The following is a 26309-nucleotide window of genomic DNA, read 5'->3' as shown; positions in this document are numbered from 1 at the left end:
ATGCAATATGCAGATGTCACCACCCGCCTTGCCGGGCTGGGGTCGGATAAATGGGTGCTGAGTGCCGCCGCCAATGCGCGTATCCGCGCGGGCGAGGCGATCATCAACCTGACCATCGGTGAACCTGACGTGCCAACGCCTGCCGCGCTGATCGACAGCGCCATCACCGCGATGGGCGCAGGGCGCACCGGCTATTCCAACGGGCGGGGCGAGCCTTCATTGCTGAATGCGCTATCGGGCAAATATTCCGCGCTGACAGGCCGCAGCATCGGGACCGACCGGTTCCTGTGCCTGCCTGGCACGCAGACGTCGCTGTATCTGGTGCTGACAGCGCTGTGCGATCCGGGTTGCGAGGTGATCCTCGGTGATCCGATGTATGCCACATATGAGGGGTTGATCCGTGCGTCGGGTGCCGTGCCGGTGCCGGTCAGCCTTGACCCCGCCCATGCGTTTCGCCTGCAGGCGGCGGATGTGGCGGCCGCGATCACGCCCGCGACGCGCGTGATCATGCTCAACACGCCGCATAACCCCACCGGCGCGATCCTGCGGCCTGCCGATCTGGACGCGATCTGCGCGCTGGCGGCCCAGCATGATCTGTGGGTGGTATCAGACGAGGTTTACGGCAACCTGACCCATGATGGCGCGGTATTCACATCTGCACTGGCCAATCCCACCTATGAGGACCGCGTGATCGTTACCGCCTCGATCTCCAAATCGCATGCCGCACCGGGGTTCCGGTCGGGCTGGGTCTGCGGGCCTGCGGCCTTCTGCACCCGCGCGCTGCCCTTGTCGGAAACCATGCTGTTCGGATCGCAGCCTTTCATCGCCGACATGACAGCGCAGGCTGTCGCGGGCGCGCCCGATCTTGCCACCGCGATGGCCGCCCGCATGGCGCGGCGCGCGGGGATCATCCATGCGGCCCTTGACGGTGTGGCGGGCCTGCATGTCCACAAACCCGAGGCGGGGATGTTCGCCCTTCTCGACATTCGCGCGCTGAGCCGCGATTCCAAAGCCTTTGCGCTGGCGCTGCTAGAGGCGGAGGCCGTCGCCGTCATGCCCGGCGCGTCCTTTGGCAAAGCTTTTGAAGGTTGGCTGCGGCTGGCGCTCAACGCGAGCGATGACGCCACGCGCGAGGCTTGCACGCGGATCAAGCGCTTTGCGATGAGCTGGCCGCGATGACCACCGTCGCGCAAAGCCTTGTGCGCTGGTTGCAGCAGATGGGCACCGAGGTGATTTTCGGCATTCCCGGCGTACACACGATCGAGCTTTACCGCGCCCTGCCCGATGCGGGCATCCGCCATGTCACCCCGCGCCACGAAGCGGGGGCAGGTTTCATGGCCGATGGCTATGCCCGCGTGTCGGGGCGGTTCGGCGTGGCGCTGGTGATCACCGGGCCGGGGCTGACCAATATCCTGACGCCGATGGCGCAGGCGCGCGCAGATAGCGTGCCGATGCTGGTGATTTCCGGCGTGAACCGGCGGGACAGCTTGGGCAAGGGGCTGGGGCATCTGCACGAACTGCCAGACCAACTGGCGCTGAGCGCGACACTGGGTCCGGCGTTTCATCTGGACCGCGCCGACGATCTGCCCGCGATCCTTGACCAGATTGCCGGCGCCCTGACCAATGGGCGCGGCGGGCCGGTGCATTTGCAAATCCCGCTGGACCTGATGGCGGCGCAGGCGCCCGATGCGCCAAGCCGCATCGCGGACCAAGCCGCCGCCGCTGTGCCGGATGTCAGCGCCGCAAATGCCTTGCTGGCACAGGCGCTGCGCCCTGTCATCGTCGCAGGCGGTGGCTGCCGTCGCGCGGGGGCGGCACTGCAGGCGCTGGCAGACCGCCTTGGCGCGCCTGTGATCCTGACCACCAATGCGCGCGGGCTGATGCACGCCCATCCACTGGTCGTGCCGGCCGCGCCCAGCCTTGCGCCGGTGCGCGAGCTGATCGCCTCGGCAGATCAGCTGCTGGTGCTGGGGTCCGAAATCGGGCCGACCGATTGGGATATGTATGACGATGGCGGCCTGCCCGATCTGGCGGGGATGATCCGCGTCGATATTGACGCCGCGCAACTGGCGCGCCATCCCGCCGCCCTGACGCTGCAGGGTGATCTGGCCGATATCCTGCCATTACTGCACGGTGCCACCAGCGCCGATGGCGCCCAGCGCGCGGCCCAAGCGCGGAACGCGGCCCATGCCGCGCTGCCCGCAGGCTATGCTGCTGAAATCGCCCTGTTGAACCGCCTGCGCGACAGCTGCCCTGACGCCATCATGGTCGGCGATTCCACCCAAGTGATCTATGCAGGCAACCTTTATTATGACCATGACCGGCCCTGCGGCTGGTTCAATGCGGCGACAGGCTACGGCGCGCTTGGCTATGCGCCGGGGGCTTCGGTGGGTGCCGCGTTGGCCGCCCCTGACGCACGCATCCTGTGCCTGATCGGCGATGGCGGGCTGATGTTCAGCCCCGCAGAATTGCTGACAGCGGTTGAGGAAAACCTGAACATCACCTTTATCGTGTTCAACAACGCAGGCTACGGCGAGATCGCCAGCGCGATGAAAGCCGCAGGCGCGCAGGTGCTGGGCTGCACCCCGCGCCCGCCGGATTTCGCCGATCTTGCGCGCGCCTGCGGTCTGCCGTTTACCCGCACCACGCCCGATGCAATCGACGCGACGCAATCCGGCCCCCGCATGATCGAAGTCACCCTGCCGCCTGTCACGACGACCTGATCCGGCTGGGCGGCACACCGAACCGCCGCCGGAATGCGCGCGAAAAACTGGTGGGGTCCACAAATCCACAGCGCAAGGCAATGGCGCGCAGATCGTGGCGCGTGTCGGTGACCATCCGCCGCGCCATCTGCAACCGCAGGTCCAGATAGGCCGCCCCCGGCCCCTGCCCCAGATTGTCGCGGAACAATTGTTCCATCCGGCGCAGACCCACCCCTTGCGCGCGGGCGATTGTGTCCAGCGGCAGCGGGTCTTCCAGATGGGCATTCATCAGCGCCAGCGCCCCCGCCAGCCGCACATCGCCGACCACAGGCAACAGGCCGGGGCGCTGCGGGCGGCTGCCATCTGACTGCGGCTCGTATTGAAACGATGCGGCCACCTGACCGGCCAGCCCCGCGCCACAGCGCGCGCCGATCAGATGCAGCATCAGGTCAGCGGCAGGGGCGGCACCGCCTGCGGTGAAGCGATTGCGCGAGATGACAAAACGGTCCGGCACCACATCGACAGACGTGTGGGCGCTGGCGAAATCCTCCAGATCCTCCCAATGCACGGTGGCGCGGTGGCCATCGAGCAATCCCGCCCGCGCCAGCACCCAAGGTCCGGCATCGACCGCCCCCACCGCGCGGAACCGCCCGGCGACACGGCGCAGGTCCGCAATCAGGGGGCGGGTCGCCACCTCGGACTGGTTATAGCCCGCCACGACGATCAGCGCATCAGCGCCGTCTGCCGCCGCAAGCGGGCCAATCGCGGGCAAGGCAATGCCACAGGTCAGCGCCACATCCGCCCCCGAGGGCGAGACCACCCGCCAGCGAAACCTGTCCTGCCCCAGATGTCGGTTCGCATTGCGCAAAGGGTCCAGCACCGACGCCACCTCCAATATCGAGGCGCGCGGCAGCACCAGCACCGCGATATCAAGCGGCTGGGTTGAAGGCGCAAAGATGGATTCAGAAATCGTCATAACATTTTCGTAAATCGCCAAGCTGCCCCGCGCACCCTGTTAGCCTGCTTAAAAAAGGAGGATCGCCACCCACTTGCCCAGACCGCGTGTTTTCATCACCTGCGCCGTCACCGGATCGGGCGGCACGCAGGATATGTCGCCCCATGTCCCACGCTCGCCAGAACAGATCGCCACCGCCGCCATTGACGCGGCCAAGGCGGGCGCGGCCATCGTGCATTGCCATGTGCGCGACCCCGAGACCGGCAAACCGTCGCGCGACCCGGCCCTTTACCGCGAAGTGACCGAACGTATCCGCGACGCGGACACCGACGTGATCCTGAACCTGACCGCCGGCATGGGCGGTGATCTGGTGTTCGATGGCACCGAAAGCATGCACCGCATGTCGCAGACATCCGACATGGCAGGCGCTGCAGAACGGGTGCAGCATGTGCTGGATTGCCGCCCAGAAATCTGCACGCTCGATTGCGGCACGATGAATTTCGCCGAGGCCGATTACGTCATGGTCAACACCCCCGGCATGCTGCGCGATATGGCGACGCGGATGGTGGCATCCGGCGTACGCATCGAGATCGAGGCGTTCGACACAGGCCATCTGTGGTTCGCCAAACAACTCGTCGCCGAAGGTATCATCCCCGACCCCGTGCTGGTGCAATTATGCATGGGCGTGCCATGGGGCGCGCCCGATGATCTGAACACCTTTCTGGCGATGGTGAACAATGTGCCAGCCCATTGGCACTGGTCCGCCTTTGCGCTGGGGCGGCATGAGATGCCCTATGTCGCAGCCGCCGTGCTGGCGGGTGGCAATGTACGGGTCGGGTTGGAAGACAACCTCTATCTGTCCAAAGGCGTGCTGGCCACGAACGCGCAACTGGTCGAAAAGGCCACAACGATCATCGAAAACATGGGCGCACGGGTGATCGGGCCGGATGCCGTCCGCGACCGCCTGCATCTGACGAAAAGGGCGCCATTATGAAGGCCGCAATCATCGGCGGCGGCGTGATCGGCGGCGGCTGGGCCGCGCGGTTCCTGCTCAACGGTTGGGATGTCGCGGTCTTTGACCCCGACCCCGACGCCCCGCGCAAGATTGCTGCCGTGTTGGACAATGCAAAACTCTCGCTGCCCGCCCTGTCGGATGTGCCGCTGCCTGCGATGGGGCAGCTCAGCTATGCCGCGACTTTGGCCGAGGCTGTGACAGGCGCGGATTACATTCAGGAATCCGTCTCTGAACGGCTGGACCTGAAACACCGCGTTTATGCCGAAATCCAAAAGGCCGCGCCCGACACGCCCCTTGGCTCCTCCACCTCTGGTTATAAACCATCGCAATTGCAGGAGGGGGCGATCAACCCCGCGACGATCTTTGTCGCCCACCCGTTCAACCCGGTCTACCTTTTGCCCTTGGCCGAGGTGGTGCCAAGCCCCGCCACCGACGCCGCCCTGATCGAAGGCGTCAAGGATACGTTGCGCAGCATCGGCATGTTCCCGCTGCATGTGCGCAAGGAAATCGACGCCCATATCGCCGACCGGTTCCTCGAGGCGGTCTGGCGCGAGGCGCTCTGGCTGGTCAAGGACGGCATCGCCACGACCGAGGAAATCGACGAGGCGATCCGCATGGGGTTCGGGTTGCGCTGGGGTCAGATGGGCCTGTTCGAGACCTACCGGATCGCGGGCGGTGAAGCGGGGATGAAACATTTTCTGGAACAATTCGGCCCCTGTCTGACATGGCCATGGACCAAACTGATGGATGTGCCCGAATTCAACGACGAATTGGTCGATCTGATCGCGGGACAATCGGATGCGCAATCAGGGCATCACACGATCCGCGAGTTGGAACGGATCCGCGACAGCAATCTGGTGGGCTTTCTGCGGGTGCTCAAAGACCGCGATTGGGGCGCGGGGCGCGTGCTCAAAGCGCATGACGCGGCAAGGCGCGACGTTGTGCAGACGCCAGATGCCGACGCCCCGCTGGTGCGCTTGCAAGTGCTGCCAAGCTGGATCGACTACAACGGCCATATGACCGAAAGCCGCTATCTGTTCGCAGGCTCGGAAACATCGGACACGCTGCTGCGGCTGATCGGGGCCGATATGGATTATGTCGCAGGCGGGCACAGCTATTACACCGCCGAAACCCATATCCGCCATCTGGGCGAGGCGAAACTGGGCGATCATCTGACCGGTTCGGTGCAGGTGCTGGGCGCGGATGACAAGCGGCTGCATATCTTCATCACCATCGCCAAGGATGGGGATGCCGTGGCGACATTGGAACAGATGCTGCTGCATGTGGACATGGCCGCAGGCAAGACCTGCCCCGCCGCCCCCACCGTGCTTGACCGGCTCTTTGCAATCCGCGACGCCCATGCCAGCCTGCCGCGCCCCGCCGGCGCAGGCCGCCATATCGGACAGGGGAAAAGCTGATGCATTTTGCCATGACCGATGAACAGCGGATGATCGTGGACACGACCCGCGCTTTCGTCGAGGCGGAACTTTACCCGCATGAAGCGCTGGTCGAACGCACCGGCCACCTGCCGATGGAGCTGATCCGCGAGATTCAGGCCAAGGCGATGGCCGCCGGTCTTTATGCCGCCAATATGCCGGAAGAAGTGGGCGGCGCGGGCCTCGATACCCTGTCATGGCTGCTTTACGAACGCGAATTGGGCCGCGCGAATTACGCGCTGCACTGGACCTGCGTGGCGCGGCCATCGAACATCCTGCTGGCAGGGACCAAGGCGCAGCGCGAAAAATACCTTTTCCCCTGCCTGCGCGGCGAAACCTGGGATTGTCTGGCCATGACCGAACCGGGGGCCGGGTCCGACCTGCGCGGCATGCAGGCCAACGCGCGCCAGGACGGCGGGGACTGGGTGCTGAACGGCACCAAGCATTTCATCAGCCATGCCGATATCGCGGGCTTTACCATCGCCTTCATGGCGACGGGCGAAGAAGACACGCCGCGCGGCCCCAAGAAAAAGATCACCGCCTTCTTCGTGGACAAAGGCACGCCGGGGTTCACGGTGCGTGAAGGGTACCGCAACGTTAGCCACCGCGGCTATTCCAACGCCATTCTGGACTTCGACGATTGCCGCGTACCGGCCGAGAATATCCTTGGTGAAATCCACAAAGGGTTCGAAGTCGCCAATGACTGGCTGGGCGCCACGCGATTGCAGGTGGCCGCCACCTGTCTTGGCCGTGCAGACCGGGCGCTTGATCACGCGGTGCACTATGCAGCGGAACGCCGCCAGTTCGGCCAGCAGATCGGCAAGTTTCAAGGCGTCAGTTTCAAGCTGGCCGATATGGCGATGGAGCTGAAAGCCGCCGAATTGCTGACATGGGAGGCCGGATGGAAGTTTGACCAGGGCAGCGTCACCGAGGCCGATATGGCCATGGCCAAGCTCAAGGCCAGCGAAGTGCTGGCCATGGTCGCGGACGAGGCGATCCAGATCCATGGCGGCATGGGGTTGATGGACGACCTGCCACTGGAACGGATCTGGCGCGATGCAAGGGTCGAACGGATCTGGGAAGGCACCAGCGAAATCCAGCGGCACATCATCAGCCGGCAACTCTTGCGCCCGCATGAGGGCTAGTCAGGGGGCTGTCTGCCCCCTCGGCGCGCCGCGCCTCACCCCCGAGGATATTTTTGAACAGATGAAACGATATGTTAACCAATCCGTTGCAAACTGATCGGGCGGTACAGGGGGGGACCCCGATGACCGCAACAGGTGAAGTTTCCCTGTCCCGCTCGTCCGGGGCAGGGCGACGCCCCTGTTTCATCTGTTTACAAATATCCTGGGGGTCCGGGGGCAAGGCCCCCGGCTGCCTGCACCGCAGGCAGGTGCTGCGATGACGGATCTGTCTCGTTTGCTACGACCGCGCAGCATCGCTGTTCTCGGCTCTGGCTGGGCCGCAAATGTGATTGAACAATGCCAGCGCATGGGGTTCGATGGCCCGGTCTGGCCCGTGCATCCAACGCGCGACCAGATCGCCGGGGTGCGGTGTTATCCTTCGCTGGCCGATTTGCCCGGCGCACCTGATGCCACCTTTATCGGGGTCAATCGGCACGCGACACTCGATGTCGTGACGGAGCTGGCGGGCATGGGCGCAGGTGGCGCGATCTGTTTCGCTTCGGGCTGGCGCGAAACCGGCGACGGCGATTTGCAGGACCGGCTGGTCTCGCGCGCGGGAACGATGCCGATCCTCGGGCCAAATTGCTATGGCGTGATCAACTATCTTGACGGGGCATTGCTCTGGCCTGATCAGCATGGCGGGCGACGGGTGGCGCGGGGCGTGGCGCTGATCAGCCAATCCTCCAACATCGTGATCAACCTGACGATGCAGGCGCGCGGCTTGCCCATCGCCTATGTCGCCTGTCTGGGAAATGCGGCCCAAGTCGGGCTGGCGCAGCTCGCGCGCGCCTTGCTGGCGGATGAGCGTGTTACCGCCCTTGGGCTTTACATCGAAGGTCTAGGTGACGCCGCCGGTTTCGCCACCGTGGCTGAGGCTGCACAGACGGCAGGCAAAGGCATCGTCGCGATCAAATCCGGCAAGACCGCAGCCGCACAGACCGCAGCCGCATCTCATACCGCGTCTTTGGCGGGCGGTGGTGCTGCCTCGTCTGCCTATCTGCGCCAGATCGGGGTCGCCGAGGTGAACACACCGGCGGAACTGCTCGAAACGCTCAAGATCCTGCATCTGCATGGGCCAGGGTTGGGCAGGCAGCTTTGCGCTGTGGCCTGTTCAGGGGGTGAGGCGGGGCTGGTCGCGGATCTTGCCGCCCCTCTGGCGCTGGAGTTTCCACCGCCCGGTCCGGCGCAAGTGGGGCATCTCGCGGCCACACTCGGCCCGTTGGTGACCATCGCAAACCCGCTGGATTACCAGACCTTCATTTGGGGCGACGGGCCGCGCACGACAGAGGTTTTCGCCACCATGCTCGCAGGATACGATGCGGGGCTGTTCATCATCGACCCGCCGCGCCCCGACCGCTGCGATCCGGCCAGCTTCGCCCCCGCGCTCGACGCCATCGTCGCCGCCGCGCGCGCCACCGGCAAACCCGCCTTTCCTGTTGCCTCCCTGCCCGAAAACTTTGAAGAGGACCGCGCCATCGCGCTTATGGACCAAGGCATTGCACCGCTGATGGGGCTGGAAACAGCGCTGGCGGCAGTGCGTGCAGCGCAGGTCACCGCAGGGCGCGCAGGGTGGCGCAATTGGACGCCCATCGCGCGCACCGGCCCCCTGACTTTGCTGGACGAGGCCGCCGCCAAGGCGCGGCTGGCAGCGGCGGGCATTGCGGTACCGCGTGGCGTAACCGCGCCGACGATCACCAGCCTGCAATCGGCAGCGCATGACCTGACACCGCCGCTGGCCCTCAAAGGTCTGGGCTTTGCCCACAAGACCGAGGCAGGCGCCGTACGGCTGCAGCTTGTCACGCTTGACGGGCAGGAACAGATGCCGGGCGCTATCGGCTATCTGGCCGAGGAGATGGTGACGGATGCCATCGCAGAGCTCTTGCTCGGCGCGCGCCGCGATCCGGTTTACGGCGCAACGCTGACGCTGGGTTTCGGCGGGGTCGCGGCGGAATTACTGGCCGATACGGTGACGCTGGTCCTGCCGGTGACAGCACCCGAAATCGCAGATGCCCTGCGCCGCCTGACGCTCTGGCCGCTGCTTGACGGCTATCGCGGCCGACCGCGCGCCGATCTCGGCGCGGTGATCCGCACGGCGCTGACCTTGCAGGAGATGCTGGCAACCGACAGGATGCTGGAAGAAATTGAAATCAATCCGCTGATGGTTGGGGCAGATTTTGCCGTGGCCGCGGATGCCGTGATCTGGAAGGACACCCCATGATGCAGATGCGCAGCGATGGCCCGATCCACACCCGCCGCGAAGGGGCCGTGCTCGAAGTCACGCTCGACCGGCCCAAGGCCAATGCGATTGATCTGGCGACCAGCCGGATCATGGGCGAGGTGTTCCGCGATTTCCGCGATGATGACAGTCTGCGGGTCGCGATCCTGCGGGCGGCGGGGGACAAGTTTTTTTGCCCCGGCTGGGATCTCAAAGCCGCCGCTGATGGTGACGCGGTCGACGCCGATTACGGCATAGGTGGCTTTGGCGGCCTGCAGGAACTGCCACATCTGAACAAACCGGTGATCGCCGCCGTCAACGGCATCTGCTGTGGGGGCGGGCTGGAACTGGCGCTCAGCTGCGATCTGATCCTTGCCTCCGACACAGCCACCTTTGCGCTGCCGGAAATCCGGTCAGGGACGGTGGCGGATGCGGCCTCGATCAAACTGCCCAAACGCATCCCCTATCATGTCGCGATGGATCTGTTGCTGACCGGACGCTGGTTTGATGCACACGAAGCGATGCATTGGGGCCTTTTACGCGAGATCACGACACCTGCCGATTTGCTGCCCAAGGCTTGGGCGCTTGCCCGCATGCTCGAGAACGGCCCACCACTGGTCTATGCCGCGATCAAGGAAATCGTGCGCGAGGCCGAAGCCATGCGGTTTCAGGATGCGCTGAACCGCGTCACCAAACGGCAATTCGCGACCGTGGACCAGCTTTACGCCAGCGACGACCAGAAAGAAGGCGCGCGCGCCTTTGCCCAAAAACGCGATCCAGTCTGGACAGGGCGCTAGCGCGGCACCGCACTTTCCAGCCTGACCCTAACTTCTTATTTCCCAAAATACTCCCGCGCGGAGCGCAAGAATCTTTGCTCACACTGCTTGGTCGGCCTCGGACCCAGAACCCGCCGCTGGTCATTTTCCACCAGGACGTGGGTTTTTCACGGCCTCGTCCCGGCCAGCGATCTTGCCTTGGATTTCTGCGCAAACAGAATTCTTACATCAGGGCATAAAGGCGCATCAGAACGCTTTGTTCCTTGCGCGCGCCGACACCCACGAAAAGCGTGTGATTGACCCAAGCATAGCGACTGTCTCCGGTTTCCAGCCGCGCATGTGTGCGCATGTAATAGCTGTCTGGCGCCACATCCTCACCACGCCCGATCGCCGCGATGACGTCTTTTGGACCATGGCGAAATCCGTAGTTGCAGATTTCAATCGTGGCGCCGTCGTGGGTTTCCAAAGCATACCGCGTATCAAGTTCCGCCAGCCCATCCGCAAACAAGGTCTGCCAATCCGCGCCGACATTCAGAATTTTGCCCTGCAATTTCGGCCCTGACATCGTACCGCCGACAATCGGTATGATCCGGCGGACCCCTGCACGGCCTTGACCCATCGCACGGATCGGGTCCAATTCAACGATCATATCCGTGACCCATTCAAGCTTTGGTTCTGGAAGGTTCATAGCCGTCATCCTTAATGTATCATCAGCGCAAAACTGTTTACCTGATTAACAATATGCGCTATCCCTGTCGATAGAATAAGGAGGTAGGTGATGGCACCTCGCGCACTTGCGAAACAGACCAATGCTGAAATGCCGGATGTTGTCTCGGATCTGGAAATACTCATTGGCTACAACATGAAACGAGCCTATGTCGCGATCCAGAAAGATTTTCGTGCCGCGCTTGGTGAAGGCGGGCTGTCTCCGCGCACATTTTCAGCCCTGTCGCTTGTCGTCGCACACCCCAACATCAGCCAAAGCAGCCTTGCGCGTTTGCTCGGCATTGAACGCTCTGGCCTTGTGGCAATTATTGACGAGCTCGAACGCCGCAATTACCTGACCCGCAGCCATGTGCCGGGAGACCGTCGCGTTCAGGCGCTTGTTGCGACACACGAAGGCAACGCGGCCTATCAGGCAACCTTGGCAACCGTTCAGGCACATGAAGAACGCCTCTTGGCCACGCTTTCCGCGACCGAGAAGCACACCCTGATGCAGATCTTGATCAAGATCCGCCTGACCGACAAGGAAGACATTTAATGCAGGATTGGTCAGGCCATGGCGCGATTGTCACCGGCGCCGCCTCGGGACTGGGGGCAGCCACTGCCGAGCGGCTTGCCGCAAGCGGGCTGAAAGTCACTGTTTTTGACATGAATGACGACGCGGGGCGGCGGCAGGCTGACAAGATCGGTGGCTGTTTTGCGCATGTCGATGTGGCCGACCCGCACTCTGTTGCTGACGGTATTACCAAGGCCGAAGCCGCACATGGGCCGATCCGCATTCTGGTCAATTGCGCCGGGATCGGTGGCGCATCCAAAACTGTGTCACACGGCAAAGCCCATGATCCTGCGGTTTTTGAGCGCGTGATCCGCGTCAACCTGATGGGTAGCTTCAACTGCGCCAGCCAAGCCGCAGCGCGCATGGTCGCGCAGGACCCGATTGATCCAGATGGCGCGCGCGGCGTGATCATCAACACGGCTTCGGTCGCAGCCTATGACGGGCAAATCGGGCAATTGGCCTATGCTGCCAGCAAGGGTGGCATTGTCGGCATGACCTTGCCCATGGCACGAGATCTTGCCGCCAAGGGCATTCGTGTCTGCACCATCGCGCCAGGGCTCTTTCTCACGCCGCTGTTGCACGAATTGCCCGCCGAGGTGCAGGCGTCACTCGGCGCGCAGGTCCCTTTCCCGTCAAGGCTGGGCGATCCACGCGAATACGGCGAAATGGTTGATCACATCACCCGAAACCCGATGCTGAACGGCGAAGTCATCCGCTTGGATGGAGCCATTCGCATGGCCCCCCGCTAAGGCAGAGCCCAAGACCATGTCCCAACCCATACCGAGCATCTCTGGCGATTTCTGGGCCCCAACCTTCGCATATGAACACCGTCCCGATGGCACGGTCGTCATGCGTCAGGAAGGTCAATTGCCCGACTACGCGCCATTGCTGGCTGATTATATGGACAAATGGGCTGACGCGACCCCGCACATGACATGGATTGCGCGCCGCAAGGATGGGGGTGAGTGGAGACACATCACTTACGCTCAGGGGCGCGCGCAGGCCAAAGCCATTGGTACCGCCCTGCTCGACATGGGGTTGGGTCCCCAAAGGCCCTTATTGATCCTGTCTGAAAACAGCTTGGAACATGCGTTGCTGGGTATGGCCTGTGCCTATGTCGGCGTGCCTTATGCGCCGCTGTCACCTGCCTATTCTTTAGTGTCCACAGACCATGCCAAGTTGCGAAACATTGCAGCATTGCTGAAACCCGGCGCCATCTTTGCCGATAACGGCAAGGCGTTCGCCAATGCTATTTCCGCTATCAACAATACAGACACCACGGTCATCAATCTGGACAACCCGATCAGCGGGGCGGTGCGCTTTGCTGACCTGCTTGACGCTGATCCGGCACCGTCCCAAGCGGCGCGCGCCAGGCTGACGCCAGACACGGTTGTCAAATACCTGTTCACATCAGGCTCTACAGGATCACCGAAAGCCGTGATCAACACCAATCGTATGATCTGTGCGATGCAAGCAATCGTGCGCGACTGTTACCGGTTCTTGACGCATGAACCACCCGTCGTATTGGACTGGGGGCCGTGGAACCACACGGCCGCTGGCAACAAGGTCTTTTACCTGGTGATGACGAATGGCGGCAGCTACTATATCGACGACGGCCGCCCGGTGCTTGGAAAATTCGACGAAACATTACGCAATCTTCGCGATATTTCCTGCACATGGTATTTCAATGTGCCGATCGGGTACGACATGCTGGTCGATCAGCTTGAAAATGACCCCGCACTAGCGGCAACTTTTTTCAATAAATTGGGCATGATGTTTTATGCAGGCGCTGGTATGGCACAGCGCACATGGGACAGGCTGCGCGCCGCAGGGCGCGCAACGACAGGCCATGAAGTGCTGTTGGCGACCGGGCTTGGGGCCACCGAAACCGCACCTTTTGCCTTGGCATGCACTGTGCCACAGGAAAAATCCGGCAATGTCGGTGTACCCTCGTTGGGACTGACGATCAAACTTGTGCCAAACGGGGGGAAACTGGAAGCGCGGATCAAAGGACCGACCATCTTTCCGGGCTATTATGGTGATCCTGCGCAAACCGCCCAAGCCTTTGACGACGAAGGGTATTACTGCATGGGCGACGCACTGCGCCCGGCCGATCCAGACGATTTCTCAAAAGGGTTCTTCTTTGATGGGCGGATCGCAGAAAACTTCAAATTGGCGACTGGAACCTGGGTTGCGGTCGGTGCGATGCGCGCGAAACTGGTCGATTCAATGGATGAATTGATCCGCGATGCAGTCATCGTCGGCGAGAACGAAGCAGAACTTGGTGCGATGGTTCTTTTGTCGCAGGCGGCGCAGACCATGGACCAGGCAATCCTGCACGCAGCACTTTCAGAAAAACTGGCCGCCGCCGCAAAGGACGCTTCTGGGTCTGCCACCCGCGTCCGGCGCATTATCGTGCTGTCAGAACAGCCCAGCTTTGACCGAGGTGAAGTGACCGAAAAGGGGTCACTGAACCAGCGCGCCATGCGCAGCAATCGTGCCACAAGCGTCGCGCAGCTTTACAGCGATGACCCTGCAGTCATCGCTGTCTGATTTCCTTTAGCCCAGACTGTCAATAAACCAGACCAACCACAGCGTGATCGCAGGGAACATCGTCAGGATGGCGACGCGGATCAGATCCGTCACCACAAAAGGCAAGGCGCCTTTGTAAGTCTCTTTGATCGGCGTATCCTTGGCCATACCGTTTATGATGAACAGATTCATCCCCACTGGTGGCGTGATCAACCCGACCTCGACGACGATCAGAACCAGAATACCGAACCACAGACCAAAGTCCTGCGGTGACATGCCGAAATCCAGCACGATCATGATTGGATAGATAATCGGCACCGTCAAAAGCACCATAGAAAGGCTGTCCATCACGCAGCCGAAAACCAGATACATGAAAAGCACGATCACCAGCACGATCCAAGGTGACATGCCTGCACCGCCGACCCATGCGGCAGCGGTCTGTGGCAATTGGCTGAGCGCCAGAAAGCTGTTGTAAAACCCAGCCCCCAGAATGATCAGATAGATCATGGCTGAAGCGCTGGCTGTCGCAAGGATCGCTTGCTTGAGGCGCGGCCAAGTCATCTGCCCTGAAACAACGCTGATCAGGCCTGTGCCTGCGGCACCGACAGCCGCCGCCTCGGTGGGGGTGAATACGCCAACATAGATGCCGCCCACAACAACCACGAAGATCGTCAGAACCGGCCAGACCTTGGCCAAGGCCACAAGGCGCTCGGCCCAAGGGACACGGTCTTTCACCATCGCGGCGTTCGGGGACACGCGCACCCAGACCGAGATGGCAAGGATATATCCCAGCGCCGCCAAAATCCCCGGAATAAGCGCCGCTACAAACAGTTTTTCGATATTCTGCTCAGCCAGAATGGCATAAATCACCAAGATGACCGAAGGCGGGATCAAGATGCCCAATGTGCCGCCCGCTGCCAAGGCTCCGGTCGCAAGCGACCCGGGATAGCCATAGCGACGCAATTCGGGCAGGGCCACCTGCCCCATGGTGGCCGCTGTCGCCAGTGAACTTCCGCAGATTGCGCCAAATCCGGCGCAGGCCCCAATTGCCGACATCGCCACTCCACCCCGCCGATGGCCCAGAAAACTTTCGGCTGCACGGAACAATGCGGCCGACATCCCCGAAAGGGTCGCGAATTGTCCCATCAGCAAAAAAAGCGGAATGATCGAAAACGAGTAATTGGAAAATGTCCCGTAGGTCACATTCTTGAAGGCATTAAGCACGGGCAATGCTGTGCCATAGACCAGATAGGCCCCGCCGATGCCAACGCTCATCATCGCCAGTGCGATTGGCACGCGCAGAAAAACAAGCAGCAAAAGAACCGGGAATGACCACAATGCGAGGGCCAGATCACTCATGTAAATTACTCCACTACCGGCTCTAGGCCGATCAGACCTCGCAGCGCGCGCAGTACACAAAAGGCGGCAACCAGCACAAAACCGACCGCGCCGACCAGACAGGCGGCATAGCCGATCCAGACGGGTACCTGAGCGATCAGGGTTGTTTCGCCAAAGCGCTCTTTGTCCAACATGCCCAGCCATAGCCGGTGCGCGATCAAGGACGCCAAGACCAGCATGGCTATATCAATGACGAGGTTCAGCAATCGGTTTACGCCATCCGGAAAGGCGGGTTTAAACAAATCGACGGCCGCATGGCCTGCCTGGTACTGACACCACGGCAAGAACGCAAAGATCGCAGCGCCAACGGCGATTTCGGTGTAATCATAGATACCGCGGATTGGTCCACAGCAAATGCCCGAAGAAAACAACGCCCTGCCGATGATCGACACGCATGTCAGGACGATGATCACCAAAAGAAGAAGACCGCCCGCAAGCGCCATAACACGCGCAACACTCTGTGCGGACCGTGAGAGCATCCCGTACATCGCTATCCCCAATGCATCAAATAAGGCATAAAGATCCGGGCGCCTTGGACAGCGCCCGGATCATTGAGAAAAGGCCCTAAACGCCCAGCATCGCAGATTTTTCGTCGATCAGCTCTTTGGCACGGGCGATCAATGCCTGTCCGTCAATGCCCTGAGCGTCCATATCAGCAACCCAACGGTCAATGACCGGCTGTGCAGCAGCTTTCCAGCGCGCAACTTCGGCTTCATCCAGCGTGGTGATGGTATTGCCTGCATCAAGAGCAATCTGGCGGCCGGGGGCATCGTAGTCCAACATCACCTGCGAGAACGCCTGCGCCATTGCAGCACCGCTTTCGGCGTCAAGAATTTCACGCAGATCGTCGGGCAGCGCATCATAGGCATCCTTGTTCATCACCATGATGATGGTTGCGGTATAAAGCGCCTCTGGCCCACCGAATTCGGTGTGATTGGACACCATTTCCGCCAGACGAATGGACGGTGTTACCTCCCAAGGGATGACGGTGCCGTTGATTACCCCTTTGGACAGCGCCTCTGGAATGGCAGGCAGCGGCATGCCCACAGGTTCCGCGCCCAATTCAGACAACAGATCATTGATGATGCGGGTCGGACCACGCAAAGTCTTGCCGGCCATATCCTCGAGCTTTGTGATAGGCTCTTCAGAGTGAATGAGGCCTGCGCCGTGGACCCAACCGGCCAACACTTTGAAGTCACCATATTCGCTCTCGCCAAAATCTTCTTCAATCATCTGTTGGAATGCCAGCGATGTTGCGATGGAATTCTTCATGATGAAGGGCAGTTCAAACACTTCGGTGCGCGGGAAACGACCGGGTGTATAGCCGACAACCGACATCGCAATATCGACCACACCGTCGCGTGCCTGATCCAGCAGTTCAGGTGGACGCCCACCCAGGGCCATCGCGTCGAAATGCTGGATACGCAAACGGCCACCGGACGCCGCCTCTAGACGCTCGCCCCAAGGCTTGAATGCAAAGGCAGGCAGCGGCGCTACAGGTGGCAAGAACTGATGGAACCGCAGGGTCGCGTCCTGTGCAAAAGCCATATTAGGGCCGATACTTGCGGCCAATGCACCAACGGCAGTGGTTTTCAGAAAGTCTCTTCTTTTCATGGTAACTCCTCCCAAAGATTTCCAGTTAAGTGAGCAAAGGTTATTCAGTCTTCGCGGTGTTTGTGCCTTTTGTTATCTGAATTTCGGTTCCCGCTTTTCGAGAAAGGCCCGCAGACCTTCCTGCGCCCCGGCAGACGACTGCGACATCGCTGCCGCAAGGCTCTCGGTGAACATCCCATCGCTCCGTGACATGTCACCAATTCGTGAAATCGCATTTATCATCAAATAGTTAGAGAACGGCGCATTGTCCGCTATCCGGCGCGCCAGCTTCAGCGCAAGCGGGACACCCTCGCCTTCGGCCACAGCATAATGCGTCAAGCCCAGCGCCAGCCCGTCCTCAGCGCCATAGCTGCGCCCTGTCAGCATCATCTCGCGCATACGGTCGGCTCCCAAGATACGGCCCACGCGCACGGTCGCACCGCCACCTACAAAAATGCCGCGTCGCCCCTCGGGCAATTGGAACCGCACCGAAGGTTCGGCAATCCGCACATGAGTCGATGTCGCGATCTCAAGCCCGCCACCAATGACCGCACCTGTCAGCACGGAAATCACGGGCAAGCCGCCAAATTCGATCAGCTCGGACACGCGGTGCCAGTTGCGTGAATGGTAAACGCCCGGGATCGGCTTTCGGCTTTCATGCTCGGCCAGATCAAGGCCGGAACAGAAATGCCCGCCCTCGCCACGCAGGATGACGGCGCTCACACCTTCAGGCGGGTTGGAAAAAAATGCATCAAGCGCGTCGACCAGCGCATCATTCATCGCATTGCGCTTTTCGGGACGATTGAAAATAATGGTCGCAATGTCGCCGTCAAATTCAACGCGTGTGACAGACGTATCGCGGGCCGAAGACTGCATCATTTTCTCCGCTAGGGGCCTAATTTGAAAGCTGTTGTATAGGTTAACAGTTTTACTGTATACCTTTTTTTGCAAGGCGCGTGCAAAACGGAGGTTCGCATGGTCGATTTCACCAAGGTCAAGGCCATTGATTTCCACACCCACGCAGAAGAACCCTGCTGTGATCATCGCGATGATGGGTACAATGAATTTCAGGCTGGCATGGCCGCCTATTTCAAAAATCCAGCCGGCGCGCAGGGTATGCTTCCCACCGTGCAAGACACTGCCAACTATTACCGCGAGCGCAATATCGCGGCGGTCATCTTTCCTGTTGATGCTGAACGCGAAACCGGCTTTCGGCGCTATTCCAACGAAGAAGTCGCAGGGATTTGCGCCGAGAATGACGATATCCTGATCCCCTTCGCGTCGGTCGATCCGCACAAAGGCAAGGCAGGCGCGCGCGAAGTGCGCCGTCTGGTCCGCGACTTTGGCGTGCGCGGTTTCAAGTTTCATCCCACGATGCAGGGCTTTTACCCCAATGACCGCGAAACGGCATATACCGTCTTGGAAGCATGCGCCGAGGAAGGCGCGATTACCTTGTTCCATACCGGCCAAACAGGTGTTGGATCGGGTATGCGCGGCGGTATGGGGATGCGGCTGAAATACTCTAACCCCATGTACCTTGATGACGTCGCGGTTGATTTCCCCGATATGCCAATCGTGCTGGCGCACCCGTCATTTCCATGGACCGAGGAAGGTCTGGCCGTCGCCCAGCACAAGCCGAATGTTTATTATGATATGTCTGGCTGGTCGCCCAAATACTTCCCCGAAACATTTATCCGCTACGCCAATTCGATCCTGAAAAAGAAGATGCTGTTCGGCTCTGACTGGCCTGCCATCACGCCGGACCGCTGGTTGGCCGACTTTGAAGCTGCTGCTTTCAAAGACGAAGTCCGGCCCTTGATCCTCAAAGAAAACGCATTGCGGATTTTGGGTGAAGCCACGTCTTAGACAGCGTCGATTGGGAGGAGATGACACATGCCAAACTTAGCACCACTGGACGAGCAGATTACGCTGGACCAATTGGACCGCGACCCGTTTCCGATCTATCGCCGCCTGCGCGCCCAAGCCCCGGTGTTGCGCGTAAAATCCGCAGGCCGCACCCTGCTGACAAAGGCGGTCGACACAAAATACGTCAAAGACAATCCCGAGATTTTCAGCTCTGACGATCCCAATACGCCGATGAAGCGGGCGTTCCGCGCCCATACGCTCATGCGCAAGGACGGCGACGAGCATCGCCGCGAGAGGATGGCGATGGCGCCCGCCTTTACCGCCAAAGTGATCCAGACAGACTGGATGCCCAAATACGAGCAGATCGCCCGCGAATATGTCAGCCGCCTGCCGCGCGGCGAAATCGTAGACCTGTTTGCGATCTTGTCAGGCGCCTATGCCGCGCGCGGCCTTGCGATCTTGCTGGGTATGGAAGACGCCAGTGACGAAGATATGCTGGAATGGTCCCAAGCTCTTATCGAAGGCGCAGGCAACTTCGGTTGGCGGGATGAACCCTTTGCCCGCAGCGACCGCGCCAATGACGCCATTGATGCGCTGCTCGACCGCATTCAGGATCGCCACCGCGCTGCGCCGAACAACTCGGCGTTTTCCGTGATGCTCAATGCCGAAGATCCGATCCCCATTTCGCAAATCTACGCCAACATCAAAATCGCCATCGGCGGCGGGATCAATGAACCACGCGATGCGCTCAACACGATCATCTACGGGCTTTTGACCAATCCCGATCAACTGGCCGAAGTAAAACGCCGTGAGGATTGGGACAAAGCCTTTGAAGAAGGTGTGCGCTGGGTCGCGCCCATTTCTGCTTCGTCGCGGCTTGTGACCGTCGATACCGAAATTCGCGGCTATCTCATCCCAAAAGGCGACACGGTCATGACGATTCAGGCCAGCGCTAACCGCGATGAAGACTTCTTTGATAACGGCGAGGTGTTTGAGGTCTATCGCGACAAGAACCCGCATCAATCCTTCGGCAATGGGCCGCACTTTTGCCAAGGCACCCATGTGGCAAGGCGCGCGGTGGGCAAGGTGATGTTGCCAATCCTGTTTGACCGTTTCCCGAATATGGAAATCCCCGATACTGACGCTGTGATCTGGCGCGGATTTGGCTTTCGTGGGGCTGTTCAAATCCCAGTCTTGTTGAAGTAGCCCCTGACGTGACCGCCTTTGTTGCCCCGACCGAAGATATCCTTTTCTCGCTGCATCATGTGGCGGGGGCCGGCGCGCTTGCCGCATGGGACCCAGAATTGGCGGGTGACATCTTGGGCCACTTTGCCGGTTTTGCCGAAAGGGTCATTGCGCCGCTCAACGCGGTGGGTGACCGCCAGCATGCGCAACTTGTCGACGGGCGCGTCCGGATGCCCGACGGCTTTGTCGCGGCCTATGCCCAACTGGCACAAGACGGCTGGCAAGGGCTGACAGCCCCAGCCGCGTTTGGCGGCATGGGGGCCTCGCCTTTGATCGCGGCAGGGGTGTCCGAATTATTTTCCGGCGCAAATCACGCGATGCAAATGGTCTGCAATCTGGTGCCCGGTGCGATTGCAACGCTTATGAAATACGGCACGGCAGCCCAGCAGAACGCGTGGATTCCGAAACTTGCCTCTGGCGCGGCCCTTTCGACCATGTGCCTGACCGAAGCGCAGGCGGGATCGGATCTCTCGGCGATCCGGTGCCGGGCTGAAAACACCGGTGACGGGTGGCGGATCACAGGCGAGAAAATCTTTATCTCTGGCGGCGATCAGGACATGTCAGCCGAAATCCTGCATCTGGTGCTGGCCCGAAGCAGTGCGGCAAACGCTGGCATGAACGGGCTGTCCTTGTACATGTGCCCCGCCCAGCCCGACGTCAGCGTGACGCGGATCGAGGAAAAGATGGGCCTGCACGCATCGCCCACCTGCCAGCTTCGGTTTGACGGGGCCAAGGCGGAATTGATCGGCACCGAGGGGCAAGGGTTGCAAGCGATGTTTACCTTGATGAACCACGCTCGCATCGACGTCGCCCTGCAAGGGGTGGCCCACGCCAGCCGCGCCGCGGATATCGCGGCTGCCTATGCGGCGCAGCGCATACAAGGCCGCCAGCCGCATGGATCACCTGCCCTGCTCAACCAGCACGCAGACGTTCAGCGCATGTTGGACGACCAACGCCACCTTGCTTTGGGCGCGCGCGCGATGTGCCACATCGCCCTTGTGGCGGTCGAAACTGCAGATAGCCCCGCGCTTTGTGATTTCCTGACCCCGCTGTGCAAAGTCTTTTGCTCGGAGGCAGGGATACGCGCGGCCGACCTCGGCATCCAGATCCTCGGCGGTTATGGCTATTTGAACGAATATGGCCTGGAACAGATTTGGCGGGATGCGCGGATCTGTGCAATCTACGAAGGGGCGAACGGCATCCATGAACGCAGCATTGCCACCCGTGGGCTGCGCGCAGGCGGCGGAGCGGATGAATTTGCAGATCTCGTTACCGACCTGGCTCATGGGTCCGCGCCTGTGCTGCAGCGTCTGGCCGACTGGCAAATCTTGCGCAGCGCGATGTCACAGACATCCGATCCGTTACCGCAAGCCCACGCTTTCGCGCAGCAAACAGCGAATTTGTTTTTTGCCGCCGCTTGGGCGCGCATTGACGCCGTCGCTGAGAACCATAATTCACCCAGCGAGCTCAGGCGCTTGCACAGGCGATGATCTAGGCAAAAGGCACTTCATTTATGACACACCCAGATGTTTTGATCGCCGGCGGCGGTATTGGCGGGCTGAGCTTGGCGCTGACATTGCACCAGATCGGGGTCAGCTGTCGCGTGATCGAAACATCGCCTGTGATGAAGCCTTTGGGGGTTGGCATCAACATCCAGCCCAACGCGGTGCGCGAGCTATTTGATCTTGGTTTCACCGAGCAGGACATGAACAGCGTCGGGGTCCCCGCCCGCGAATGGGCTTTGGTGGGGCTGAACGGCAAAGAGGTCTATGCCGAACCGCGCGGGCTGGAGGCAGGCTATGAATGGCCGCAATACGCCGCCCACCGTGGGGCGTTTCATATGCTGCTTTACCGCAAAGTCATCGAAAGACTTGGCGCAGATGCGGTGCTTTTGGGATCGCGTGTGACAGGCTGGAGGCAGTCCGACACTGGTGTCACAGCCGTGGTGACAGGGTCCGATGGCCGCACAGAAGACCAAACCGCGCAACTCCTGATCGGGGCCGATGGTATCCATTCTGCCATCCGCGCCCAGATGCACCCAGACCAGCCACCGATTCATTGGGGTGGCGCTGTCATGTGGCGTGGCACGGTGCGCGCCAAGCCAATGCGCACCGGATCATCCTTTGTCGGGCTAGGCACCCATGAACACCGCATGGTGATCTATCCGATCTCGGCCCCCGATAGCGAAGGCTATGCGCAAATCAACTGGATTGCCGAAGTGACCCGCGACAATGCAGGCGGCTGGCAGGAACAAGGCTGGTTCAGGCCTGTCGAAGTTGCCGATTTCGCGCATCATTTCGACCAGTTCCGCTATGATTGGTTGAATGTGCCAGAGATGCTGGCGCAGACCGATTGCGCCTATGAAAACCCGATGATTGACCGCGACCCGATCCCGACATGGGTCGACGGACCTGTCGCTTTGATGGGAGATGCGGCCCATGCGATGTATCCCACAGGCTCGAACGGCGCGAGCCAAGCCATCGTCGATGCCCGCGTGATTGGGGCAAAAATCCTGGAACTCGGCGTGACGCCCGCGGCCCTGTCGGCATATGATGCGCAGCTTTGCGCGCCGATCTCGGCGCTTGTTTTGCGCAATCGCGGGGCCGGGCCTTTCGGGTTGCTCAATCTTTTGGATGAACGCTGTGGCAGTGTGTTTGAGGACATCGAAGATGTGATCCCTGCGCAAGAGCGCTCAGAGTTTATGGCGACCTATAAAGCGGCGGCGGGTTTTGCGATTGAGCGGCTGAATGCCGCGCCGGCAACGCTGCCTGTTGGAGCGCGTGTCAGCTAGCGTCAGGCCATCGCATCGGGTGCTGCACGCAAAAGAGCGCTGATGAAGGCACGCGCCTCGACCGAGCGGACCTCTTGTGACCGTGACATGATGCCGACAGCGCCCGTGGTGGCAGATGTGTCCAGATCAAGCGCGACCAAGCGACCTTCGGCCAGCTCACCGGCCACCACCCCATAGCTGATGACCCAGACCGTTTGTGGATCAGCCAGTGTCACAGCACGCCCAAAGGCGGAGGATGCGGACTCGATCCGATTTGTGAAAAGCGGCACACCTTGCGAGATAAGCAACCGCGCGATCAGCGACCGGATCGCGGAATCTTGGGGCGGATAAAGCACCCGGAACCGGTCCAGATCCTGCCACTGGCGGACCGATACCGCCGGACTGTCGGGGTGTGCCACGACAACCACCTGTTCGGTATAAAGTTGCAGAAACTCCAATCCCGTCATTGTTTCGGGCCGCCCCAGACGACCAACCACCAGATCAAGCCCGCCATTGCGCAATCGTGTCACCAAATCCTGATGCGGGCCTTCGTGAAGCTCTAGCAAGGTATCAGGGTTTGTTTCCCCAAAATCAGATACGGCTTGTGGCAAAAGATGCGACACAACACTTGGCAGCGCCCCAACGCGCAACTTGCCAGCAGACAGGCCGGTGGCACGCACATTGCGCAACCCGTGACGCAAGGCAGAGATGCTTTGTTCAGCAAATTGCAGGAAAATTTCACCTTCGGCGGTCAGCTGAACCCCCGCCCTGCTCCGCGCAAGCAGCACGACGCCGATAATCTCTTCCAACTCCTTGAGAGCTTTCGAAATCGCCGGTTGCGTCAGGTTCATCTGTTCGGCTGCGCGTTTGAGGCTGCCCGCGCGGGCAATGGTGCTGAACGCATTGAGATGTCGAAACTTGATCCTGCGATCCATTTACTTTCCCAAAATAGCAACTAAATCGGTCAATTAGTTTATTTTCATCACCATTTCAATATGCCATTCCTGTTCAGCAAGAGGAGTAGATCTGCATGAAAACGCAAGTCGCAATTATCGGTGGCGGGCCTTCGGGGCTTTTGTTGGCGCAGCTGCTGCACAGGCACAACATCGAAAGCGTCGTGTTGGAACGCAAGACAAAGGACTATGTCCTGAGCCGTATCCGCGCGGGTGTTCTGGAACAGGGCCTTGTCAAGCTCATGGAAGAGGCCGGATGCGCGGACCGCCTGCATGCAGAAGGCTATGAGCATGACGGCACGCTGCTTTCTTACGGTGATGAGATGTTCCGGATCGATTTTACCGAGCATACCGGCACCCCGGTGATCGTGTATGGCCAGACCGAAGTCACCCGCGATCTATACGCTGCGCGTGAAAAGGCAGGCGGGCTGATTGAATTCAATGTCGATGACGTCGTGATCCACGGCGCCGATAGTGATGCGCCCTATGTCACCTACCGTGTCGACGGTGAGGACCGACGGCTGGACTGTGATTTCATCGCCGGATGTGACGGCTTTCATGGGGTCAGCCGCCAGACAATTCCGCTTGATGTGCGCCGCGAGTACGAAAAGGTCTATCCTTTCGGCTGGCTTGGCATCCTGTCCGAAACGCCGCCGGTGAACCATGAATTGATCTATGCCAATTCGCCGCGCGGCTTTGCGCTGTGTTCGATGCGCAATGAGAACCTGAGCCGCTATTATATCCAGTGCTCCCTGAGCGACAAACCCGAAGATTGGACTGATGAGGCGTTCTGGCAAGAGCTCAAACGCCGCATTCCAGCCGACCAAGCCGCGCGTCTGGTGACGGGTCCTTCCATTGAAAAGTCTATCGCGCCTTTACGGTCTTTTGTGACAGAACCAATGCGCTGGGGGCGCCTGTTCTTATGCGGTGACGCGGCACATATCGTGCCGCCGACAGGAGCGAAGGGGCTGAATACCGCAGCATCGGATGTCCATTACCTTTATCATGGGCTAACGGATTACTATGCGCGCGGCAGCACCGAAGGGATCGACCGCTATTCTGAAAAGGCGCTTGCACGGGTGTGGAAAGCCGAACGGTTCAGCTGGTGGTTTTCATCCATGATGCACCGCTATCCTGACCAATCCGAATTTGACCTGAAAATGCAGGTCGCCGATCTGGAGTTTTTGCGTTCCAACAAAGCGGCGCAAAAGGCGATGGCCGAAAACTATGTCGGGTTACCATATTGATTTACGCCAATCATTGGCGTTCACTGCTTAAGGAGGATCACAATGGTTGATCGGTTTGATCAAGGCATGACAACGCGGCGCGCCGTTTTGGGAAACGCGCATGTCGACAAGGCAGAAGCCGCCAAAACCGACTTTGATCTTCCGTTTCAAACGCTGATTACCGAAGGCGCATGGGGCAGTGTTTGGGCATCGGATGCGATTACGCAACGCGAACGCTCGATGATCACATTGGCACTTTTGGCGGCGACCAAGAACTTCGAAGAAATTCCCATGCATATCCGTGCGACTGCGCGCACCGGCGCCAGCAAACAAGACGTGATCGAGGCCTTCCAGCACGTCGCAATCTATGCAGGTGTCCCCGCGGCCAATCATGCGATCAAGCTGGCCAAACAAACCTATGCAGAAATGGAAGGGGAACAGACATGACCTCTGAACTTTACCAACGCGACCGCGAGTGGCACCCGCCCGCATTGGCGCAAAATTACAAGACCAGCCTCGCGCGTTCCCCGCGCAACGCGCTGTTGTCGATCCAAGGGTCTGCGAGCGAGCTGACCGGCCCGACCTTTGGGCATGACGAGATTGACGCCATAGATAACGATCTGCTGCGCAATTATGCCAAAACCGGCGACCCGATAGGCGAACGGATCATCGTGCATGGCAGGGTCTTGGATGAAAACAGGCGGCCCGTGCCGCATACGCTGGTAGAAATTTGGCAAGCAAATGCAGGCGGTCGCTACCGGCACAAAAAAGACTCCTATCTTGCAGCGATTGACCCAAATTTTGGTGGCTGCGGTCGGACCCTGACCGACGAGAACGGTTTCTATCGGTTCAGGACGGTCAAGCCAGGCGCATACCCCTGGCGCAACTGGATCAACAGCTGGCGTCCGGCACATATCCACATCTCTGTTTTCGGCACGGCTTTTGCGCAACGCCTGATCACCCAGATGTATTTCGAAGGTGATCCGCTCATCGCCAAATGTCCGATTGTTCAAACGATCCCTGACCAGCGCGCTATAGATCAGCTTGTCGCTGCGTTGGATCTGAATGCGACGATTCCGCTTGATAGCATCGCCTATAAGTTTGACATCATTTTGCGCGGCAGCCGCTCTACCTTCTTTGAAAACCGCCCCGAGGGGAATTGAC

General features: G+C 60.3%; 24 protein-coding genes. 17 read left to right on the top strand and 7 right to left on the bottom strand.

What is annotated here, in order from left to right:
• On the top strand, positions 1 to 1179 hold the full coding sequence (locus tag SKA53_RS00925; protein WP_040483040.1) for a pyridoxal phosphate-dependent aminotransferase: 1179 nt from the start codon (positions 1 to 3) through the stop codon (positions 1177 to 1179).
• Complete coding sequence (locus SKA53_RS00920; protein WP_007204146.1) at positions 1176 to 2723, top strand: 5-guanidino-2-oxopentanoate decarboxylase; 1548 nt, start codon at positions 1176 to 1178, stop codon at positions 2721 to 2723. The genes SKA53_RS00925 and SKA53_RS00920 overlap by 4 nt, the downstream gene beginning before the upstream one ends.
• On the opposite strand, the gene SKA53_RS00915 is transcribed toward SKA53_RS00920, so the two are convergent.
• Positions 2710 to 3678, bottom strand: a complete 969-nt coding sequence (locus SKA53_RS00915) for a GlxA family transcriptional regulator (RefSeq protein ID WP_040482730.1) — start codon at positions 3676 to 3678, stop codon at positions 2710 to 2712. The two genes, SKA53_RS00920 and SKA53_RS00915, sit on opposite strands and share 14 nt — an antisense overlap.
• Before the next feature lie 73 nt (positions 3679 to 3751).
• Between SKA53_RS00915 and SKA53_RS00910 the strand changes: the two genes are divergently transcribed.
• From SKA53_RS00910 to SKA53_RS00890, 5 genes are all read left to right on the top strand, one after another.
• Positions 3752 to 4651, top strand: a complete 900-nt coding sequence (locus tag SKA53_RS00910) for a 3-keto-5-aminohexanoate cleavage protein (protein ID WP_040482729.1) — start codon at positions 3752 to 3754, stop codon at positions 4649 to 4651.
• Entirely contained in the window at positions 4648 to 6090 is a 1443-nt protein-coding gene (locus tag SKA53_RS00905; RefSeq protein ID WP_007204143.1) for a carnitine 3-dehydrogenase, read from the top strand. Before SKA53_RS00910 ends, SKA53_RS00905 begins: the two co-directional genes overlap by 4 nt.
• Positions 6090 to 7253: an acyl-CoA dehydrogenase family protein gene (locus SKA53_RS00900; RefSeq protein ID WP_007204142.1), complete on the top strand. Its 1164-nt coding sequence runs from the start codon at positions 6090 to 6092 to the stop codon at positions 7251 to 7253. The genes SKA53_RS00905 and SKA53_RS00900 overlap by 1 nt, the downstream gene beginning before the upstream one ends.
• Before the next feature lie 256 nt (positions 7254 to 7509).
• Positions 7510 to 9510, top strand: coding sequence for an acetate--CoA ligase family protein (locus SKA53_RS00895; protein ID WP_040482728.1), 2001 nt, complete (start codon positions 7510 to 7512; stop codon positions 9508 to 9510).
• The gene (locus SKA53_RS00890; RefSeq protein ID WP_007204140.1) at positions 9507 to 10304 is read left to right on the top strand and encodes a carnitinyl-CoA dehydratase; all 798 of its coding nucleotides are present in this window, start codon (positions 9507 to 9509) and stop codon (positions 10302 to 10304) included. Before SKA53_RS00895 ends, SKA53_RS00890 begins: the two co-directional genes overlap by 4 nt.
• Positions 10305 to 10506: 202 nt before the next feature.
• Here the strand turns inward: SKA53_RS00890 and SKA53_RS00885 are convergent, their stop codons facing one another.
• Positions 10507 to 10971: a DUF3237 domain-containing protein gene (locus tag SKA53_RS00885; RefSeq protein WP_007204139.1), complete on the bottom strand. Its 465-nt coding sequence runs from the start codon at positions 10969 to 10971 to the stop codon at positions 10507 to 10509.
• A 90-nt stretch (positions 10972 to 11061) separates the two neighbouring features.
• On the opposite strand from SKA53_RS00885, the gene SKA53_RS00880 reads away from it, so the two are divergent.
• From SKA53_RS00880 to SKA53_RS00870, 3 genes are read left to right on the top strand one after another with little or no spacing between them, the layout of a single operon-like run.
• A complete protein-coding gene (locus SKA53_RS00880) occupies positions 11062 to 11544 on the top strand; it encodes a MarR family winged helix-turn-helix transcriptional regulator (protein ID WP_007204138.1) in 483 nt (160 codons plus the stop codon).
• Complete coding sequence (locus tag SKA53_RS00875) at positions 11544 to 12311, top strand: SDR family NAD(P)-dependent oxidoreductase (RefSeq protein ID WP_007204137.1); 768 nt, start codon at positions 11544 to 11546, stop codon at positions 12309 to 12311. The genes SKA53_RS00880 and SKA53_RS00875 overlap by 1 nt, the downstream gene beginning before the upstream one ends.
• A gap of 16 nt (positions 12312 to 12327) precedes the next feature.
• The gene (locus SKA53_RS00870; protein WP_007204136.1) at positions 12328 to 14115 is read left to right on the top strand and encodes a feruloyl-CoA synthase; all 1788 of its coding nucleotides are present in this window, start codon (positions 12328 to 12330) and stop codon (positions 14113 to 14115) included.
• A gap of 6 nt (positions 14116 to 14121) precedes the next feature.
• On the opposite strand, the gene SKA53_RS00865 is transcribed toward SKA53_RS00870, so the two are convergent.
• The 4 genes from SKA53_RS00865 to SKA53_RS00850 form a co-directional block, all read right to left on the bottom strand.
• Positions 14122 to 15453, bottom strand: coding sequence for a TRAP transporter large permease (locus SKA53_RS00865; RefSeq protein WP_007204135.1), 1332 nt, complete (start codon positions 15451 to 15453; stop codon positions 14122 to 14124).
• Between the two features lie 5 nt (positions 15454 to 15458).
• Positions 15459 to 15935, bottom strand: coding sequence for a TRAP transporter small permease (locus SKA53_RS00860; protein ID WP_007204134.1), 477 nt, complete (start codon positions 15933 to 15935; stop codon positions 15459 to 15461).
• 121 nt (positions 15936 to 16056) lie between these two features.
• On the bottom strand, positions 16057 to 17106 hold the full coding sequence (locus SKA53_RS00855) for a TRAP transporter substrate-binding protein (protein WP_040482726.1): 1050 nt from the start codon (positions 17104 to 17106) through the stop codon (positions 16057 to 16059).
• Between the two features lie 72 nt (positions 17107 to 17178).
• Entirely contained in the window at positions 17179 to 17964 is a 786-nt protein-coding gene (locus tag SKA53_RS00850; RefSeq protein ID WP_007204132.1) for a crotonase/enoyl-CoA hydratase family protein, read from the bottom strand.
• Between the two features lie 96 nt (positions 17965 to 18060).
• On the opposite strand from SKA53_RS00850, the gene SKA53_RS00845 reads away from it, so the two are divergent.
• Genes SKA53_RS00845 through SKA53_RS00830 form a run of 4 tightly spaced genes read left to right on the top strand, consistent with a single transcriptional unit; the run spans position 18061 to position 22987 of the window.
• The gene (locus SKA53_RS00845; protein ID WP_007204131.1) at positions 18061 to 18951 is read left to right on the top strand and encodes a 4-hydroxyphenyl-beta-ketoacyl-CoA hydrolase; all 891 of its coding nucleotides are present in this window, start codon (positions 18061 to 18063) and stop codon (positions 18949 to 18951) included.
• A gap of 27 nt (positions 18952 to 18978) precedes the next feature.
• Positions 18979 to 20157, top strand: coding sequence for a cytochrome P450 (locus SKA53_RS00840; RefSeq protein ID WP_007204130.1), 1179 nt, complete (start codon positions 18979 to 18981; stop codon positions 20155 to 20157).
• 8 nt (positions 20158 to 20165) lie between these two features.
• On the top strand, positions 20166 to 21686 hold the full coding sequence (locus tag SKA53_RS00835) for an acyl-CoA dehydrogenase family protein (RefSeq protein WP_007204129.1): 1521 nt from the start codon (positions 20166 to 20168) through the stop codon (positions 21684 to 21686).
• Between the two features lie 23 nt (positions 21687 to 21709).
• Positions 21710 to 22987 carry a flavin-dependent oxidoreductase gene (locus SKA53_RS00830; protein ID WP_007204128.1) on the top strand — a complete coding sequence of 426 codons (1278 nt, stop codon included), beginning with the start codon at positions 21710 to 21712 and terminating at the stop codon, positions 22985 to 22987.
• A 2-nt stretch (positions 22988 to 22989) separates the two neighbouring features.
• On the opposite strand, the gene pcaQ is transcribed toward SKA53_RS00830, so the two are convergent.
• On the bottom strand, positions 22990 to 23901 hold the full coding sequence (pcaQ, locus tag SKA53_RS00825; protein WP_007204127.1) for a pca operon transcription factor PcaQ: 912 nt from the start codon (positions 23899 to 23901) through the stop codon (positions 22990 to 22992).
• Between the two features lie 95 nt (positions 23902 to 23996).
• Here pcaQ and pobA point away from each other — a divergent pair, with 95 nt between their 5' ends.
• Genes pobA through pcaH form a run of 3 tightly spaced genes read left to right on the top strand, consistent with a single transcriptional unit; the run spans position 23997 to position 26308 of the window.
• Positions 23997 to 25166 carry a 4-hydroxybenzoate 3-monooxygenase gene (gene pobA / locus SKA53_RS00820; RefSeq protein WP_007204126.1) on the top strand — a complete coding sequence of 390 codons (1170 nt, stop codon included), beginning with the start codon at positions 23997 to 23999 and terminating at the stop codon, positions 25164 to 25166.
• A 42-nt stretch (positions 25167 to 25208) separates the two neighbouring features.
• Positions 25209 to 25592 carry a 4-carboxymuconolactone decarboxylase gene (pcaC, locus tag SKA53_RS00815; RefSeq protein ID WP_007204125.1) on the top strand — a complete coding sequence of 128 codons (384 nt, stop codon included), beginning with the start codon at positions 25209 to 25211 and terminating at the stop codon, positions 25590 to 25592.
• The gene (gene pcaH / locus SKA53_RS00810; RefSeq protein WP_007204124.1) at positions 25589 to 26308 is read left to right on the top strand and encodes a protocatechuate 3,4-dioxygenase subunit beta; all 720 of its coding nucleotides are present in this window, start codon (positions 25589 to 25591) and stop codon (positions 26306 to 26308) included. The genes pcaC and pcaH overlap by 4 nt, the downstream gene beginning before the upstream one ends.
• The last annotated feature ends 1 nt before the right edge of the window (position 26309 follow it).

The sequence above is a fragment of the Yoonia vestfoldensis SKA53 genome, assembly GCF_000152785.1.
GTDB lineage: Bacteria > Pseudomonadota > Alphaproteobacteria > Rhodobacterales > Rhodobacteraceae > Yoonia > Yoonia vestfoldensis_A.
This window is presented reverse-complemented; position numbering and strand designations above follow the sequence as displayed.

Excerpts from the sequence above, each read along its gene's own strand:
- SKA53_RS00885 (WP_007204139.1), bottom strand. The coding sequence starts at position 10,971 with ATGAACCTTCCAGAACCAAAGCTTGAATGGGTCACGGATATGATCGTT.
- SKA53_RS00830 (WP_007204128.1), top strand. The coding sequence starts at position 21,710 with ATGACACACCCAGATGTTTTGATCGCCGGCGGCGGTATTGGCGGGCTG.
- SKA53_RS00850 (WP_007204132.1), bottom strand. The coding sequence starts at position 17,964 with ATGATGCAGTCTTCGGCCCGCGATACGTCTGTCACACGCGTTGAATTT.
- SKA53_RS00895 (WP_040482728.1), top strand. The coding sequence starts at position 7,510 with ATGACGGATCTGTCTCGTTTGCTACGACCGCGCAGCATCGCTGTTCTC.
- SKA53_RS00925 (WP_040483040.1), top strand. The coding sequence starts at position 1 with ATGCAATATGCAGATGTCACCACCCGCCTTGCCGGGCTGGGGTCGGAT.
- SKA53_RS00845 (WP_007204131.1), top strand. The coding sequence starts at position 18,061 with ATGGTCGATTTCACCAAGGTCAAGGCCATTGATTTCCACACCCACGCA.
- SKA53_RS00875 (WP_007204137.1), top strand. The coding sequence starts at position 11,544 with ATGCAGGATTGGTCAGGCCATGGCGCGATTGTCACCGGCGCCGCCTCG.
- pcaH (WP_007204124.1), top strand. The coding sequence starts at position 25,589 with ATGACCTCTGAACTTTACCAACGCGACCGCGAGTGGCACCCGCCCGCA.
- pcaQ (WP_007204127.1), bottom strand. The coding sequence starts at position 23,901 with ATGGATCGCAGGATCAAGTTTCGACATCTCAATGCGTTCAGCACCATT.
- pobA (WP_007204126.1), top strand. The coding sequence starts at position 23,997 with ATGAAAACGCAAGTCGCAATTATCGGTGGCGGGCCTTCGGGGCTTTTG.
- SKA53_RS00915 (WP_040482730.1), bottom strand. The coding sequence starts at position 3,678 with ATGACGATTTCTGAATCCATCTTTGCGCCTTCAACCCAGCCGCTTGAT.
- SKA53_RS00880 (WP_007204138.1), top strand. The coding sequence starts at position 11,062 with ATGGCACCTCGCGCACTTGCGAAACAGACCAATGCTGAAATGCCGGAT.
- SKA53_RS00855 (WP_040482726.1), bottom strand. The coding sequence starts at position 17,106 with ATGAAAAGAAGAGACTTTCTGAAAACCACTGCCGTTGGTGCATTGGCC.
- SKA53_RS00840 (WP_007204130.1), top strand. The coding sequence starts at position 18,979 with ATGCCAAACTTAGCACCACTGGACGAGCAGATTACGCTGGACCAATTG.
- SKA53_RS00920 (WP_007204146.1), top strand. The coding sequence starts at position 1,176 with ATGACCACCGTCGCGCAAAGCCTTGTGCGCTGGTTGCAGCAGATGGGC.
- SKA53_RS00905 (WP_007204143.1), top strand. The coding sequence starts at position 4,648 with ATGAAGGCCGCAATCATCGGCGGCGGCGTGATCGGCGGCGGCTGGGCC.
- SKA53_RS00870 (WP_007204136.1), top strand. The coding sequence starts at position 12,328 with ATGTCCCAACCCATACCGAGCATCTCTGGCGATTTCTGGGCCCCAACC.
- SKA53_RS00865 (WP_007204135.1), bottom strand. The coding sequence starts at position 15,453 with ATGAGTGATCTGGCCCTCGCATTGTGGTCATTCCCGGTTCTTTTGCTG.
- SKA53_RS00890 (WP_007204140.1), top strand. The coding sequence starts at position 9,507 with ATGATGCAGATGCGCAGCGATGGCCCGATCCACACCCGCCGCGAAGGG.
- pcaC (WP_007204125.1), top strand. The coding sequence starts at position 25,209 with ATGGTTGATCGGTTTGATCAAGGCATGACAACGCGGCGCGCCGTTTTG.
- SKA53_RS00900 (WP_007204142.1), top strand. The coding sequence starts at position 6,090 with ATGCATTTTGCCATGACCGATGAACAGCGGATGATCGTGGACACGACC.
- SKA53_RS00860 (WP_007204134.1), bottom strand. The coding sequence starts at position 15,935 with ATGGCGCTTGCGGGCGGTCTTCTTCTTTTGGTGATCATCGTCCTGACA.